The sequence below is a fragment of the Flavobacterium qiangtangense genome (assembly GCF_042658345.1).
Taxonomy (GTDB): Bacteria; Bacteroidota; Bacteroidia; order Flavobacteriales; family Flavobacteriaceae; genus Flavobacterium; species Flavobacterium qiangtangense.
Window position 1 is genome coordinate 484785 of the sequence record NZ_JBHSQB010000004.1, and the last position, 14228, is coordinate 499012.

Here is a 14228-nt window from a genome sequence, read left to right on the forward strand (position 1 = left end):
AATTATGATAGCTACAAAAGAGCCTGCGAAAAAAAGCATGTATGAAAATGTAATGGAACAGTTCAATAAAACGGCTGACATTATGAATCTGAATCCTAATATTAGGAAGATTTTATCAATAACAAATAATGAACTTTTGGTGCATTTTCCTGTAAAAATGGACAATGGAAATGTGGAAGTTTTCACCGGATACCGTGTGCAACACAACAATGCACTTGGGCCATACAAAGGCGGATTACGTTTTCACGCCACGATGGATATTGACGATGCAAAGGCGTTGGCGATGTGGATGACTTGGAAAACTTCGCTTGCTGGATTGCCTTATGGTGGCGCAAAAGGTGGAATTCAAATTGATCCAAGAAATTATTCTATTTCAGAATTAGAGCGAATTACTAGAAGATTTACTTACGCTTTAGGCGATAATATCGGACCAGAATTAGATATTCCTGCGCCAGATGTGAACACAAATGAGCAAACAATGGCTTGGATTGCAGACACATTTATGTCAACAAAATCCCCTGCAACTCGATCTAATAACAAACACGTAGTCACTGGAAAACCTGTAGGTTCAGGCGGATTGGAAGGTCGTGATCGTGCTACTGGTTTTGGAGTTTATCTTACTTTGAGATTGTTGTTTGAAAGTAAAAATGAAACATTGTCTGGAAAGAAATTTATCGTTCAAGGTTTTGGAAATGTAGGTTACTGGGTTTCTCATTTCTTGTCAAATGACGGAGCGCTTTTAATTGCAGTTCAAGACGCGCACGCCACGATTATCAATGAAAAAGGTATTTCTGTAAATGATTTATACGAGCATTCGAAGCCAAGAAAAGGGTCAATCCAAGGTTTTACTGGAGCGACAGAAATGGAGCCAAAGGACTTCTTCGGACTGGATTGTGATTTTATAATTCCTGCGGCTTTGGGCAACCAAATAACTGCTGCAAATGCTTACGAAATTAAAGCAAAAGTAATTGGTGAAGGTGCAAACGGGCCAACAGATAATGAAGGTGAAAGAATTTTATTAGAACGCGGAGTGACCATTATTCCTGATATTTTGTGTAATTCGGGAGGCGTTATTGGAAGTTATTTCGAATGGTTGCAAAACCGAAATGGCGAATTATGGCCGTTAGACGAAGTGATGGAAAAAATCGAGAAAAAGATGACTGAGAATTATAAGAAGATGCAAAATGTTATCAACGAAAAGCAAGTCGATTGGAGAACTGCCGCTTACATTTTGGCCATCTCTCGAATTGAAACTGCTTACGTTCAACGCGGAATTTTCCCTTAAATCTTGAAGAAATGAATTATGAAATACGAAGAAATAATAATTGAAAAGCGGGAATATGAGTTGCTAAAGCAAATTATCTCGAACGCTGAACATAACAAAGACAAGACGTACAAAGGTTCGATCGAAAAATTAACAACCGAATTAAAGTCGGCTACAATAGTAAATGATCAATCGATGCCCGCAGAAATTGTTCGGTTTAATTCAATTGTGACGATTCAAACGCCTTTTGGAGAATCGAAACGATACCAAATTGTAACTCCAGAGAAAAGTGATATTGCTCAAAATAAATTGTCAATCCTTGCGCCAATGGGACTTGCCTTGTTCGGTTATGCCCTTTCTGACGAAATTATGTGGCAGTTTCCAACGGGAATTCACGCTATAAAAATTTTGGATGTGGAACAACCGAGTGCTTTGCAAAAGAATAATTTATGAAGAAAGAAGTGATAAAAATACATCAAGATCAAGATGATTTACAGAAGTTTTTCATCAATCGAGATGTGGATCGATGGAACGATGAAGTCGCCAGTATAAAGGAAGAGCTAATTTTGTTCATCAATTTATTGACTTCAAAAAACAGCAAAATGTATTCAAATATTGTCGAAAAAGTTGAAGAATTTAAGACAGAAAATTCAAGATTTGCCGAGGAATTAATTTCGTATGATCGAAAATTAGAAGTTTTAAAAGAATGCGAAGATCTTCAGTGTGAAACCTTTTTCTTGAATTCGCACAATGAATTTCAAGAGAAGATTGAAGCGCATTTTTCTGAATACAGAAACTTTAAAAAGAATGTATTTGCATTGATTAATAATAGTTTTTAATTGTTAAAGTAGTTGAGAGTATACATGATTATTAAGTAAATTCGTTTGAGACAACTGCTTTTTTAAAACACCGGCGCAAGTCGGTGTTTTTATTTTTTTTATTCTATTTCTCCCAAGAAAATACTCCAAACTTCTTTCTTTTTTGTTCCAAAGGATTTTTCTTCGGGATAAAAGTAAACTCTTTGCACGAGATTTCTGTGATGGATTTCAGTTCCGTTTTTAATTTCTAAAACATATGAATTTGTCCAGAAATTAGTTGAAGTTGCTCGTTTTTGAATATTTTTTACGTCGAATTTGAATCCTTTTGCATTTATTTGCTCCAAAAGTTTTTCTAACGTAATTTTCTCCGAAGTAAATAAATCAGCAACCAAAACATTTTCTACCATCAAAGATTTCAAATTCTCTCTCACCTGATTTTTTAAAGCTTCGGAAGATTTTTTGTCCGAATAAATTTCTAAAAATTGATAAAAATCATTCACTTTCGCAAACGAGTTTTCTTCGTAAGCTTCGATTGCTTTAGCAGAGAAATTAGCTTTGATGCTATTTCTACTTACCAAATCATCAGAACTCTGCGCCAAAGCACAATTGCAAAAAAAGAATAATATAATTACAAAATACTTCATCATTGCTTGATTCTTATAAATTCGATTTTACCTTTTTTATCATTTTTTATTTCTAAAATCTGCATCTTTTTTACCGATTCTGTGGGAACAATCAGCTTCTGAGAAAAATCTTTTTTGTCGAAATATTCGGCTCCAAGATTGTCTTTTAACATTACGATTACTTCCAAATCTTCCGATAAAATTTTGTCCAACTGCACTTTTCTCGTTTCCCAATCTTTGATGTCTGATTTCATAAACGCTTTCAACATCATTGCAAAATCATCTGGTTTTAATAAGATTTCAGAGTTATCAGAATTAGCATTGACTTTTATTTCTCGCTTTTTATAATACGGACTTTCCACAACTATTTTAGTATTTTCATCTCTCGACTCTACTTCCACTTCCGCATTTTTTATCGGAATTTGAATCATCTCATTGTTTTCAATTTTATACGCTTTTACGTCTTTCGCCTGAATGGTTTCTTGTGTAAATTCATTTTTTAACTGAAATTTTTGCGTGGGTTTTTTATTGGAATAAATTAGAAATATTGCAATTATCGAAGCAATTAAAATTCCGATTACTATAAAAAGTGACTTATTTTTTTTCTTCGGAAGAAGTACTTTTTCTTCAGAAACCACTTCCCTATTTTTAAACTGAAATTCATCCCAGCCCGAAAATCCAGAAAATTGGCTCAAAATATCAAGCATGTCTTTTCTTGGCAATTTTGAATTTATTTCAGGTTTTAAATGTGTGTAAATCCACTTTTCGCTGACGTTCTGCTTCGTTTTTTCTTCAACTAAAACAATCAGATTCTGGATATCTTGCGAACTAAAATTCTTCCAATTTCCTTGAAAATAAGGATAATGCTCTTGGTATTTCAAAAGCACATTTTGTTTTAATTGTTCGAAAATTTCCAGTTCAGTCATTCGGTTTTGTTGAAGCAAAAGTAGTTTGAAAGATATAAAAATCTACTGTAAAACCACTGTAAAACTTTGTAAAAACGTTACAGCCAAAGGAAAGCGGTTTTACCAAAGCAATTTTTTGGCTTTGCCGTAATCTTGCCAAACAAACTTTAAAATAGTATATTATGAAACTAAAAATTGCAATCGCCTGCTTACTTTTCTTCGGAACAATTTCGGCACAACACGGCGCGAATCAAGTTTACCAAACTCAAAATTCAAATAATTATCGAGAGAATTCAAATTACCAAAATCAAAATAAAATCAATTTTGGACCAGACGGAGCGAGTTATAAAATCAATGTTTTGAATAATGTCCGACCTGATTCTTACATAATTACTTTAGGCTTAAATCAGGAATCGCTTTCTGTGAAAGAATGTAATTCTAAAATTAACAGTCGTTTGGAGGGTTTTAAAAACTCCTTGAAAAAACTCGGAATCAAAGAAGAAGAAATGTTTGTAGATTTTATTTCACAGACAAAAATATACGATTATAAGTCGAGTTCCACCACAAATCAAGTTAATTTGACCCAAATCGACAAAGGTTTTGAAATCAAAAAGAATATTATTGTTAAACTGAAAAACACAAAATTATACGATAAAATTATTGAAGAAGCGTCGGAATTTGAGATTCATAATATTGTGAAAGTTGATTATATCAAGGCAAATACCGAGAAAATTTACGAAGAAATGTTTGCCGAAGCCAATGTTATTTTGGAATCGAAAATAAAATTGCATCAAAAATTTGGAAAGAAAGAATATGAAGAAGTTCCACAAGTTGCTGTAAATTTTTACAGCATTCAACCCGGAAAACAATATAAAAATTACACCGCTTTTGAGTCAGCGAATATTGAATATGAATCCAATCAATATAACGGAAGAAAACATTTGGTCAGACAAGAGGAGCGAAAAAATACAACTTACTATTACGATGGAATGACTCCCGATTTTTTTGACAAAGTCCTAAATCCCGACAGTCCCGAGGTAAATATGCAATTCATTATGGAACTCTCGATTTCTTATAAAACCAAAATTCCAAAGGAAACTCCGAAGAAAGAAGAAGAAAAAGTTTATCATTTCATCACGCCAAATGGAGATTTAAGAGTTTTAAATTTGAAATAAAACATAAAAAAACAGCTTTGCCAATTAAGACAAAGCTGTTTTGCATTTATAGAAATTAAAAACTATAATTTTCCTTCTTTAATTTCTTCCACGATTTCAGGATTTAAAAGCGTTGAAGTATCGCCGAAGTTAGAGAAATCACCTTCAGCAATTTTTCTTAAAATTCTACGCATAATTTTTCCAGAACGTGTTTTTGGTAACCCAGAAACAAATTGGATTTTATCCAACTTCGCAATCGGCCCGATGTGACTTGAAACGTGTTGGTTGATTTCATTGGCCAAATTCGCTCTGTCACGGCTTTCACCAGATTCTTTCAAGATGATAAATCCATACAAAGCGTTACCTTTAATATCGTGTGGAAAACCTACAATCGCTGATTCTGCAACCGCAGGATGTTCGTTAATTGCATCCTCAATTGGCGCAGTTCCAAGGTTATGGCCGGAAACAATCACCACGTCATCAACACGTCCGGTAATTCTGTAATAGCCAACTTCGTCTCTTAAAGCACCATCGCCGGTAAAATATTTTCCTGGGAAAGCCGTGAAATACGTTTCTTTAAATCTTTGGTGGTCACCCCAAATTGTTCTTGCCATTCCAGGCCAAGGAAATTTGATACAAAGACTTCCAACTACTTGATTTTCTTCAATTTCATTACGTCGTTCGTCCATCAAAACGGCTTGAACTCCTGGCAATGGAAAAGTCGCGTACGTTGGTTTTGTTGGCGTCACAAAAGGCAGTGGAGAAATCATGATTCCGCCCGTTTCTGTCTGCCACCAAGTATCCACAACTGGGCATCTTTTCTTACCGACGTGATTATTGTACCAGTGCCAAGCTTCCTCATTAATTGGTTCACCCACCGAACCGATTACTTTCAACGTAGATAAATCGTGTTTTTCCACCCATTCTGTATTTTCTTTAGCTAAAGAACGGATGGCTGTTGGCGCCGTATAGAATTGCGTAACTTTATGTTTATCAATTACTTCCCAGAAACGTCCAAAATCTGGATAAGACGGAATTCCTTCGAAAATTACAGTTGTCGCTCCGTTCAATAATGGTCCGTATAAAATGTAAGAATGACCAGTAATCCAGCCGATATCAGCTGTACACCAATATACATCGTCTTCTTCGTAATTAAAAATATTCTTGAAAGTATAAGCTGCAAATACCATATAACCAGCCGTCGTATGCAACATTCCTTTTGGCTTTCCTGTTGAACCTGAAGTATATAGAATAAACAAAGGATCTTCAGCGTCCATGATTTCGGCCACGTTATTTGGAACAGCTTCATCTAAAAGCGGTTGCAACCAAATGTCGCGACCTTCTTTCATTTTAATTTCGGCATTTGTTCTTTTTACGACCAAAACTTTTTCTACAGAAGGCGTTTTTTCTAAAGCTTCGTCAACAATTCCTTTTAAGTCAATAGATTTGCTTCCGCGGAAACCTCCGTCAGCAGTAATCACCATTTTACACTCAGAATCATTGATTCTCGCTGTCACTGCCGAAGCAGAAAAACCAGCAAAAACCACAGAATGTATCGCTCCAATTCTAGCGCAAGCCAACACCGAAACCGCCAATTCTGGAATCATCGGAAGGTAAATACAAACTCTATCTCCTTTTTTTATGCCTTGATCACGAAGTACGTTTGCCATTTTTGCAACGCGGTCGTACAACTCATTATAAGTAATATGTTGCGCTTCTTCTTTTGGATCATTCGGTTCAAAAATGATGGCCGTTTTATTGCCTCTTTTCGCTAAGTGTCTGTCAATGCAGTTCTTAGTGATGTTTACTTTGGCATTTAAAAACCATTTTACATCGGCTTCTTGCATATCAAATTCAACAACTTTGTCCCATTTTTGGTACCAAGTGAAATTTTCTTCTGCTATTTTGTCCCAGAATTTTCTAGGTTCTCTTATCGATTTATTGTAGTGTTTGAAGTATTGCTCCAGATTTTTGACTTGATAGTAGCTCATAATCTTTTAGTTTTTTATTTTCCAAGGGAATTGTAAATATAAAGAAGTTTATTTTAGATTTAAATGTATTTATGCAAAATAAATATACATAAAATTATCGTATTCATTTTTAATCAGATAGCTTTTCCAATTTTTGATTTTTTGAAGTCATTTTTGATTTCCTCGATAATTGCTTCGTCATCAATTGTGGACGGAATTTGAAAGTTCTCGCCATCGGCAATGCTTCGCAATAATTTCCTAAGGATTTTTCCAGAGCGCGTTTTCGGAAGCCTTTGAACCACAATCACATTTCGCAAGGAAGCCACCGCTCCTATTTTCTTCCTTATTAATTGTACGACTTCATATTCCAATTGAAAATTTTCAATCGATTCTCCAGCTTTTACAACAACCAAAGCCACCGGAATCTGTCCTTTCAAATCATCGCTGATTCCAATAACCGCACATTCTGCAACCGAATGATGTGAAGCCACAACTTCTTCCATTTCAGCGGTTGACAAGCGATGGCCGGCAACATTAATCAAATCATCGACTCTTCCGGTGATGAAAACATATCCATCTTCGTCAATAAATCCGCCATCTCCCGAAAGATAATAGCCATCAAATCTGCTAAAATAACTATCTTTAAAACGTTTTTCATTTTCCCAAAGACCAAGCATATTTCCGGGTGGCAAAGGTAATTTTATGACAACCAAACCTTCTTCATTTGTTCCTAATTCTTTTCCATTTTCACCAAAAATCCTCAAATCATAACCGCAGACTGGTTTTGTGGCAGAGCCTAATTTCATTTCAAATTCTCCCAAACCTAAAGAATTTGCCACCATCGGCCAACCCGACTCTGTCTGCCACCAATGATCAATTACTGAAATCGGAATGTGTTTTTGGTACCATTCAATCGTTGCCGCATCGCATCGTTCTCCAGCTACGAACTGATTTTTCAAATGTGATAAATCGTAATTTTTAATGAACAAACCGTCGGGATCTTCCTTTTTAATCGCCCGAATTGCGGTTGGAGCCGTAAACATTGTTCCAATTTTATGTTCTGAAATTATTCTCCAAAACGTACTAGAATCTGGAGTTTTAATCGGTTTTCCTTCAAAAATAACGGTTGTATTTCGGTTGATCATCGGTCCGTATAAAATGTAACTATGACCAACAGCCCAACCCATATCTGACGCCGCCCAAAACACTTCTTCAGGATTCACGTCGTAAATATATTTCATCGAAAATTTCAGCGCTGTCGCGTAACCGCCCGTGTCGCGAACAATTCCTTTTGGTTTTCCCGTAGTTCCAGAAGTGTACAAAATATACAACGGATGATTGGATTCCAATGGAACACAAGGTGTTTCTTCAGAGCCGTAAACTAACGCTTCATAATCAACATCATATTTTTTAAACGGAACTTTTGCGCCTAATTTTCGGTTGAAAACGATGACTTTTTTGGGTTTGTGATTGGCTATTTCAATCGCTTCATCAACCAAAGGTTTGTAGGCAATTAATCGGTCGATTTCAATTCCTGATGAAGCCGTGAGAATTCCTCTTGGCTTGCAATCATCAATTCTGATGGCCAATTCGTGCGGTGCAAAACCTCCGAAAACCACAGAATGAATGACGCCGATTCTAGCGCAAGCCAACATTGCAAAAGCCGTTTGCGGAATCATTGGCATATAAATTATTGCCGTATCGCCTTTTTTAAAACCTAAAGCGAGCAAACCGCCAGCCAATTTTGCGACTTCAGTTTTGACCTCGTCGTATGTATATTTTTTGATGGTTTGCGTAACCGGAGAATCATAAATAAAGGCGATTTGATCTCCAAAACCGTCTTGAATGTGTTTGTCTAAAGTCACATAACACATATTTATTTGACCATCTTTAAACCAAAGCGGATAACCATTTTTATCTTTTGAAAGAATGATTGAAGGTTTTGTAAACCACTCAATTTCATTGGATTGTTCTTGCCAAAATGTTTCTGGATTGATTATGCTTTTTTCGTAGAATTCATTGTATTTGCTCATAAATTCAGTTTTTTTTACCGCAGATTCGCAGATTTTTTTGCCACAGATTTAAAGAATTAAAAAGGATGTTTTATCAATGTTGGTAAAAAATCTGTAAAAATCATTTTAATCTGTAGCCAAATTTTTTTTAATAAAAATCTGCGAATCTGCGGTCAATTATTTTGTCAGTTCATTCACTTGTTCCACCAATTTCTTAACAGAAAAAGGTTTAGTCATATACAAATCTGCCCCAAGGGAAAGGCCTTTTTCGATGTCTTTTTCCTTGTTTTTTGCTGATAGGAAAATGACTTTTGTATCTTTTAATCGTTCGTCTTTCTTTATTTGTTCCAATGTATTGTAACCGTCAACATTTGGCATCATTACGTCTAAAATAATGATATTCGGAAGTGAACTTTTCAATATATCCAATGCTTCCTGACCATCTCTGGCGATGAAAACTTCGAAGTTATTTTTCTTGAAAGTGTATTCCAATGACATTACAATATTCGGCTCGTCATCGACAATTAATATCTTTTTCATTTTTTATTTTTTTACCGCAGATTTTAAGATTTTTAGATCCTATAACCTAAATTATTTGGCTTATGTCGTTGTTTCTCTCTTGTATTTTGGAATTGTAAATGTGATTCTTCCGCCAGAATTCTTGGCGTTTTCTGCCCAAATTTCCCCTCTGTGATGCTCAATTATTTTTTTGCAAATTGCTAATCCTAAACCACTTCCTACAGGTTTCTTGATGTTTTGGTTTGAGGATTGATAGAACTTATCAAAAATTGCTTCAAAGTCATTTTCATCTATTCCTTTTCCGTTATCTTCGACTGAAACCTCGATTGTTATTTCTGATTCTTTAATAGAAATTGCAATATTTCCATCTTGATTTGGGCAAAATTTTATGGCATTTGAAAGCAGATTATTTAGAACTTGCGTGATTCTATCTTCGTCATAATACGCCTTCACAATATTTTTCTCGGAAATCAAATCTACGTTGATATTCTTATTTTCGATCAACTGTTGTAACTGTTTTATCGTTTCAGAAATTGTGTGGTAAATATTATTTTTGGTTACATAAATCTTCTGTTTTCCAGAATCAAATTTTTCCAAATCTAATATTTTAGTAATCAAACGGTTCAAACGATCTGACTCAGAAATAATATTCGATAAAAATTGCTTTTTCATTTCCTGCGGAATGTCATCGTCATCGTGGAGAATTTCTGTCGCTGCACGAATTGCCGTAATCGGCGTTCTTAATTCGTGTGAAATGGTGTCCAAAAATTCATCTTTTTGCTTGTCTTTTGAAATTAAATCTTCATTGGCTTTCTTTAATTGCGCCGTAATCGCTTTTAATTCTGTTGAAGTTTCAGTCAGCTTTTTATTTATGATTATATTTTCCTGGGATTCTTCCAAGATTTTTAAAACTTCTGGAAGTGTAATTTTTTCTTCTTTTACAACGCTGGAAATCAAAATCTTGGCAGAAGCAGTTCCGATATGTCCTGTCAAAAGATTTTCGGCGAATTTGATCAAACGCGCATCCGCCAATTCCTGATTTTTATCTACGTTATATTTTAGACTGAAAATATTAAGCGCTCTCTTTGTGCGTTCTTCGCCTAAAAAACGATTCAATACTTTTTGAATATCACTGGTGTAAGCCGTTCCTTTCCAGATAAATGCGTTTTCGTGCATCGTGATATATTTGTCAATATCGATAAACATTTCGGCGTAATTTCTTTCGCGATAATTTCCTTTAAAACTTACGGAAACTGCCATATAAGCGAATAAATTAAATAATATACTCCAAAATAAAGCGTGTGGAACCGGATTCAAATAATCCAATCCGAATAATTCAAATGGTTTTAAAAGTTCAATTCCGAATAATCCGTGGTTGATGAATGTTTTTTCTAGGCTTGTAAATCCGATCGCATACGGAATCAATAAAGTGTAAGTACAAATTAAAAATCCAACGATAATTCCAGCAACGGCGCCATTTCTGGAAGCTCTTCTCCATAAAATTGCTCCGAAAAAAGAAGGAGCCAATTGTGCAATTATTACGAAGGAAACCATTCCGATGGAAAATAAATTGTATTCCAGAACGAAAACTCGGTAGATGAAATACGCCAAAATAATCAGCGAAAATATCCCGACTTTTCTGATGTTTACAATTTTTTTGTTGTTGGTTTCTTGTACTTCGCTTTGCAATCTTCCGAGAAAACCATACGGAATCAAAACGTTGTTACTCAGCATTGTAGATAATCCGATCGAAGAAACTACGATCATTGAAATTGCGGCAGAAAATCCTCCAAGGAAAACCAAAACCGTCATGATTTTATTGTCGAAAAACTGCGGAATCAACAGCGAATATGTATCTGAATTTACGGCTTGACCGTCAAAAAGAATATTGCCACCCCAAGCTACAGGATATACGAAAATATTAAAGAGCAAAAGATACAATGGAAACAACCAAACTGCGGTTTTTATATGGTTTTCGCGATTGTTTTCCACAACTGACATTTGGAATTGTCTTGGAAGTAAAAATATGGCAAAAAGCGACAAAACGCATAGAAAAAACCAGTTGATTGCTTGTGGAATTCCTCCGATTATATTCTTTTCTTTGAAGTTTTCGAGCACACTTGCTTTGGCATAAATATCGTCGAAACCATCGAAAACAAAGAAGGTTACGTAAATTCCCAATAGCAAAAAGAAAAATAATTTTAGAATAGATTCCATTGCAACGGCGGTCACGATTCCTTTTCTTTTTTCGGAAGCATCGACATAGCGAGTTCCATAATACGAAGCAAAAAGTGCTAGCGCAATTGCTACGTAAGTCGTTGTATCACTGAAAATATTAGAGTTTCCAGTGGTTTTTGTAACAACATGAAACGTTTCTGCAATGGCTTTTAATTGCAATGCGATGTAAGGCAGAATTCCAAAAATGCAGATTAAGGAAACTAAAGCGCCAAGAAAACGGCTGTTTCCGTATCGAAGCGAGATGAAATCGGCGATGCTTGAAATCTTGTTGACTTTGGAAATTCTAATGATTTTACGCAGAATTATCATCCAAGCCGGAATAATTATAATTGGCCCGATGTAAATTGGAAGGTAATTTAATCCTGAATCTGCGGCGACACCAATGCTTCCATAATACGTCCAAGCACTGCAATAAACCGCCAAAGAAAGCGTGTAAGCATAAGGATTGTTTGTCCATTTTGAGTTACCGCGTTTTTCGGCCCAATGCGCAATTCCGAACAGCATTGCCAAATAAAATGACAGAATTATTAATAAAACAACGCTACTCATAATATCTTTTGATAACCAACAGTGAAATTAAAATTGAAAATAACCAAAGCGAGAAAAAATAGACATAAATAATCGGGATTCCGGCAACTGATGAAGCACTGTCAAATAATAGCATCAACGGCATATTGAAAGCCAGAAGCAAGAATAAGGAAACGATGATTAATTTTTGCTCGTGTCGTTTTTTCATTATTAGGTTCAAGGTTATGTGTAAATATTTTTGAAAATTTCTCTAATTTCTAAAATCTGTGTTCAAAAAAAATTGCCCTAAAGTTTTTAGAAATAGCTACACAGATTTTTAAAATTCTTAAAATTAGAAAAATTGAAATTCTACTAAAAAAGTCATAGCTCCTGAATAACAGGAGCTACAACTCAATCCAAAAACTATAATTTATTTTTTTTCGTCATATTCTCCGAGCAAGGCAAAATATCCAAAAGCTCCTAATCCTAAAACGATTAGCGGTGTCAAGACGAAAAGGATAATGATTCCAAAAACCAAATCTTCTTGTTTACCTGAAACGAGCCTTGGGTAGCCAAATTCAAAAATACAAAAATAAGCTGCGGCTGCGGCCAAGGCCAGCCAAACTATTCCGAGAAATCTTTTTATTGCGTTCATAACTTTATTTTTTATTCGTTTTCAATATTATTTTTACGTTTTAAATATACCATTCCAATGCAGAAACTAATTGCTGCAATCACGATCGGATACCATAAACCTTCGAGGTAAAATTGCGGATCGCCGGTTTCTTTTGCATTGGTTACAAAGAAAGTAGAAATCGCTGGAAGCAGTCCTCCGAAGATACCATTTCCGATGTGATATGGCAAGGACATTGACGTATATCTAATTTTTACCGGGAACATTTCTACCAAGAACGCCGCAATCGGACCATAAACCATCGTTACAAAAATCACTTGGATGAAAACCCAGAAAATCAAGCTCCATCTATCAGAATCGGTGATTGTAACTGTGGTTTTTGTATCTGATTTCGCTACACCTTTTTCGTCTAAAATTGGTTTTCCGTCAGCAAGATGCAATGTTTTCACTTGTTGCCATTTTGTTCCGTCAGCGAATTCTTTTGTTGAAGTGTAGATTGAATCTAATTGTTGGTGGCTGTTTTCTTTAGTAATGGCAACCACTTTTGCTTTGTCAACAATTTCTGTTTTTAAACTTACATCTGTAGTTTCATACATCGCTTTATAAATTGGTCGGTACAATAAAATTGCTAAAAGCATACCCGCCATCATAATTGCTTTTCTTCCGATTTTGTCGCTCAACCATCCGAAGAATAAGAAAAACGGAGTTCCGAATAATAAGGCCAAACCTAATAATCCGTCGGCTTGAGAAGAATCTACATACATCACCGTTTTCAAGAAACTCATCGCATAAAATTGTCCTGTGTACCAAACAACACCTTGTCCCATTGCAGCTCCAAATAAAGCTAACAAAACAAATTTTAAGTTATATCTGTTTCCAAAACTTTCTTTTAAAGGATTTGTACTTGTTTTTCCTTCGGCTTTCGCTTTTGCAAATACTGGAGATTCGTCCATTTTTTTACGGATGATATACGATACAAAAACCATCAAGATGGAAACCCAAAATGGTACTCTCCAACCCCATTCGTCAAATTGTTCAGGCGTTAAAGCGGCTCTTGTTGCCAAAATTACCATCAATGAAATGAACAAACCAAATGTTGCTGTAGTCTGAATCCAAGACGTCCAATAACCGCGTTCGCCCATTGGCGCGTGTTCTGCCACATAAGTTGCAGCGCCGCCATATTCTCCACCTAAGGCCAAACCTTGTAATAATCTCAAAATCAATACTAAAAGCGGTGCCATAAATCCGATGGTTTCATACGCAGGAACGCAGCCGATCAAGAAAGTGGCGCCTCCCATCAACAAAAGCGTAACCATAAAGGTGTATTTTCTTCCGATTAAATCTCCTAATCTTCCGAAAAATAATGCTCCAAACGGACGAACTACGAAACCTGCTGCGAATGTTGCCAATGTTGATAAGAACGCTGCTGTTGGATTATCCGAAGGAAAAAATTTAGTAGAAATAACGACTGCCAAACTTCCAAAAATATAGAAGTCATACCACTCGATTAAGGTTCCGAGTGAGGAAGCCGTGATGACTTTCCAGATGCCTTTTGTGCTTTTTACACTTGCTGTTGTACTCATA

The 14228-nt window shown here is 35.6% G+C and carries 13 protein-coding genes; 4 read left to right on the top strand and 9 right to left on the bottom strand.

Features of this window, described 5'->3' with window-relative positions; translation table 11 throughout:
• The first annotated feature begins 4 nt into the window (after positions 1 to 4).
• Genes ACFPVY_RS05325 through ACFPVY_RS05335 form a run of 3 tightly spaced genes read left to right on the top strand, consistent with a single transcriptional unit; the run spans position 5 to position 2103 of the window.
• Positions 5 to 1285, top strand: coding sequence for a Glu/Leu/Phe/Val family dehydrogenase (locus ACFPVY_RS05325; protein ID WP_379790875.1), 1281 nt, complete (start codon positions 5 to 7; stop codon positions 1283 to 1285).
• Between the two features lie 18 nt (positions 1286 to 1303).
• On the top strand, positions 1304 to 1717 hold the full coding sequence (locus ACFPVY_RS05330) for a GreA/GreB family elongation factor (protein ID WP_379790877.1): 414 nt from the start codon (positions 1304 to 1306) through the stop codon (positions 1715 to 1717).
• On the top strand, positions 1714 to 2103 hold the full coding sequence (locus ACFPVY_RS05335) for a hypothetical protein (RefSeq protein WP_379790879.1): 390 nt from the start codon (positions 1714 to 1716) through the stop codon (positions 2101 to 2103). Before ACFPVY_RS05330 ends, ACFPVY_RS05335 begins: the two co-directional genes overlap by 4 nt.
• A gap of 98 nt (positions 2104 to 2201) precedes the next feature.
• Here the strand turns inward: ACFPVY_RS05335 and ACFPVY_RS05340 are convergent, their stop codons facing one another.
• On the bottom strand, positions 2202 to 2729 hold the full coding sequence (locus ACFPVY_RS05340; RefSeq protein WP_379790881.1) for a hypothetical protein: 528 nt from the start codon (positions 2727 to 2729) through the stop codon (positions 2202 to 2204).
• Positions 2726 to 3631, bottom strand: coding sequence for a preprotein translocase subunit SecD family protein (locus ACFPVY_RS05345; RefSeq protein ID WP_379790883.1), 906 nt, complete (start codon positions 3629 to 3631; stop codon positions 2726 to 2728). Before ACFPVY_RS05345 ends, ACFPVY_RS05340 begins: the two co-directional genes overlap by 4 nt.
• 161 nt (positions 3632 to 3792) lie before the next feature.
• Between ACFPVY_RS05345 and ACFPVY_RS05350 the strand changes: the two genes are divergently transcribed.
• On the top strand, positions 3793 to 4785 hold the full coding sequence (locus ACFPVY_RS05350; RefSeq protein WP_379790885.1) for an SIMPL domain-containing protein: 993 nt from the start codon (positions 3793 to 3795) through the stop codon (positions 4783 to 4785).
• A 62-nt stretch (positions 4786 to 4847) separates the two neighbouring features.
• Here the strand turns inward: ACFPVY_RS05350 and acs are convergent, their stop codons facing one another.
• The 7 genes from acs to ACFPVY_RS05385 all read right to left on the bottom strand — a co-directional run bounded on the left by acs (position 4848) and on the right by ACFPVY_RS05385 (position 14227).
• Positions 4848 to 6755, bottom strand: coding sequence for an acetate--CoA ligase (acs, locus tag ACFPVY_RS05355; protein ID WP_379790887.1), 1908 nt, complete (start codon positions 6753 to 6755; stop codon positions 4848 to 4850).
• A gap of 113 nt (positions 6756 to 6868) precedes the next feature.
• The gene (locus tag ACFPVY_RS05360; RefSeq protein ID WP_379790889.1) at positions 6869 to 8767 is read right to left on the bottom strand and encodes an AMP-binding protein; all 1899 of its coding nucleotides are present in this window, start codon (positions 8765 to 8767) and stop codon (positions 6869 to 6871) included.
• Between the two features lie 156 nt (positions 8768 to 8923).
• The gene (locus ACFPVY_RS05365) at positions 8924 to 9286 is read right to left on the bottom strand and encodes a response regulator transcription factor (protein WP_379790891.1); all 363 of its coding nucleotides are present in this window, start codon (positions 9284 to 9286) and stop codon (positions 8924 to 8926) included.
• Positions 9287 to 9346: 60 nt separating this feature from the next.
• On the bottom strand, positions 9347 to 12052 hold the full coding sequence (locus tag ACFPVY_RS05370) for an ATP-binding protein (RefSeq protein ID WP_379790893.1): 2706 nt from the start codon (positions 12050 to 12052) through the stop codon (positions 9347 to 9349).
• A complete protein-coding gene (locus ACFPVY_RS05375; RefSeq protein WP_379790895.1) occupies positions 12045 to 12239 on the bottom strand; it encodes a hypothetical protein in 195 nt (64 codons plus the stop codon). The genes ACFPVY_RS05370 and ACFPVY_RS05375 overlap by 8 nt, the downstream gene beginning before the upstream one ends.
• Positions 12240 to 12440: 201 nt before the next feature.
• Positions 12441 to 12665 carry a DUF6814 family protein gene (locus ACFPVY_RS05380; protein WP_379790897.1) on the bottom strand — a complete coding sequence of 75 codons (225 nt, stop codon included), beginning with the start codon at positions 12663 to 12665 and terminating at the stop codon, positions 12441 to 12443.
• An 11-nt stretch (positions 12666 to 12676) separates the two neighbouring features.
• Entirely contained in the window at positions 12677 to 14227 is a 1551-nt protein-coding gene (locus tag ACFPVY_RS05385) for an MFS transporter (protein WP_379790899.1), read from the bottom strand.
• Position 14228: the final 1 nt, after the last annotated feature.

Coding starts and splice junctions, on each gene's coding strand:
- ACFPVY_RS05325 (WP_379790875.1), top strand. CDS start 5: ATGATAGCTACAAAAGAGCCTGCGAAAAAAAGCATGTATGAAAATGTA.
- ACFPVY_RS05330 (WP_379790877.1), top strand. CDS start 1,304: ATGAAATACGAAGAAATAATAATTGAAAAGCGGGAATATGAGTTGCTA.
- ACFPVY_RS05335 (WP_379790879.1), top strand. CDS start 1,714: ATGAAGAAAGAAGTGATAAAAATACATCAAGATCAAGATGATTTACAG.
- ACFPVY_RS05340 (WP_379790881.1), bottom strand. CDS start 2,729: ATGATGAAGTATTTTGTAATTATATTATTCTTTTTTTGCAATTGTGCT.
- ACFPVY_RS05345 (WP_379790883.1), bottom strand. CDS start 3,631: ATGACTGAACTGGAAATTTTCGAACAATTAAAACAAAATGTGCTTTTG.
- ACFPVY_RS05350 (WP_379790885.1), top strand. CDS start 3,793: ATGAAACTAAAAATTGCAATCGCCTGCTTACTTTTCTTCGGAACAATT.
- acs (WP_379790887.1), bottom strand. CDS start 6,755: ATGAGCTACTATCAAGTCAAAAATCTGGAGCAATACTTCAAACACTAC.
- ACFPVY_RS05360 (WP_379790889.1), bottom strand. CDS start 8,767: ATGAGCAAATACAATGAATTCTACGAAAAAAGCATAATCAATCCAGAA.
- ACFPVY_RS05365 (WP_379790891.1), bottom strand. CDS start 9,286: ATGAAAAAGATATTAATTGTCGATGACGAGCCGAATATTGTAATGTCA.
- ACFPVY_RS05370 (WP_379790893.1), bottom strand. CDS start 12,052: ATGAGTAGCGTTGTTTTATTAATAATTCTGTCATTTTATTTGGCAATG.
- ACFPVY_RS05375 (WP_379790895.1), bottom strand. CDS start 12,239: ATGAAAAAACGACACGAGCAAAAATTAATCATCGTTTCCTTATTCTTG.
- ACFPVY_RS05380 (WP_379790897.1), bottom strand. CDS start 12,665: ATGAACGCAATAAAAAGATTTCTCGGAATAGTTTGGCTGGCCTTGGCC.
- ACFPVY_RS05385 (WP_379790899.1), bottom strand. CDS start 14,227: ATGAGTACAACAGCAAGTGTAAAAAGCACAAAAGGCATCTGGAAAGTC.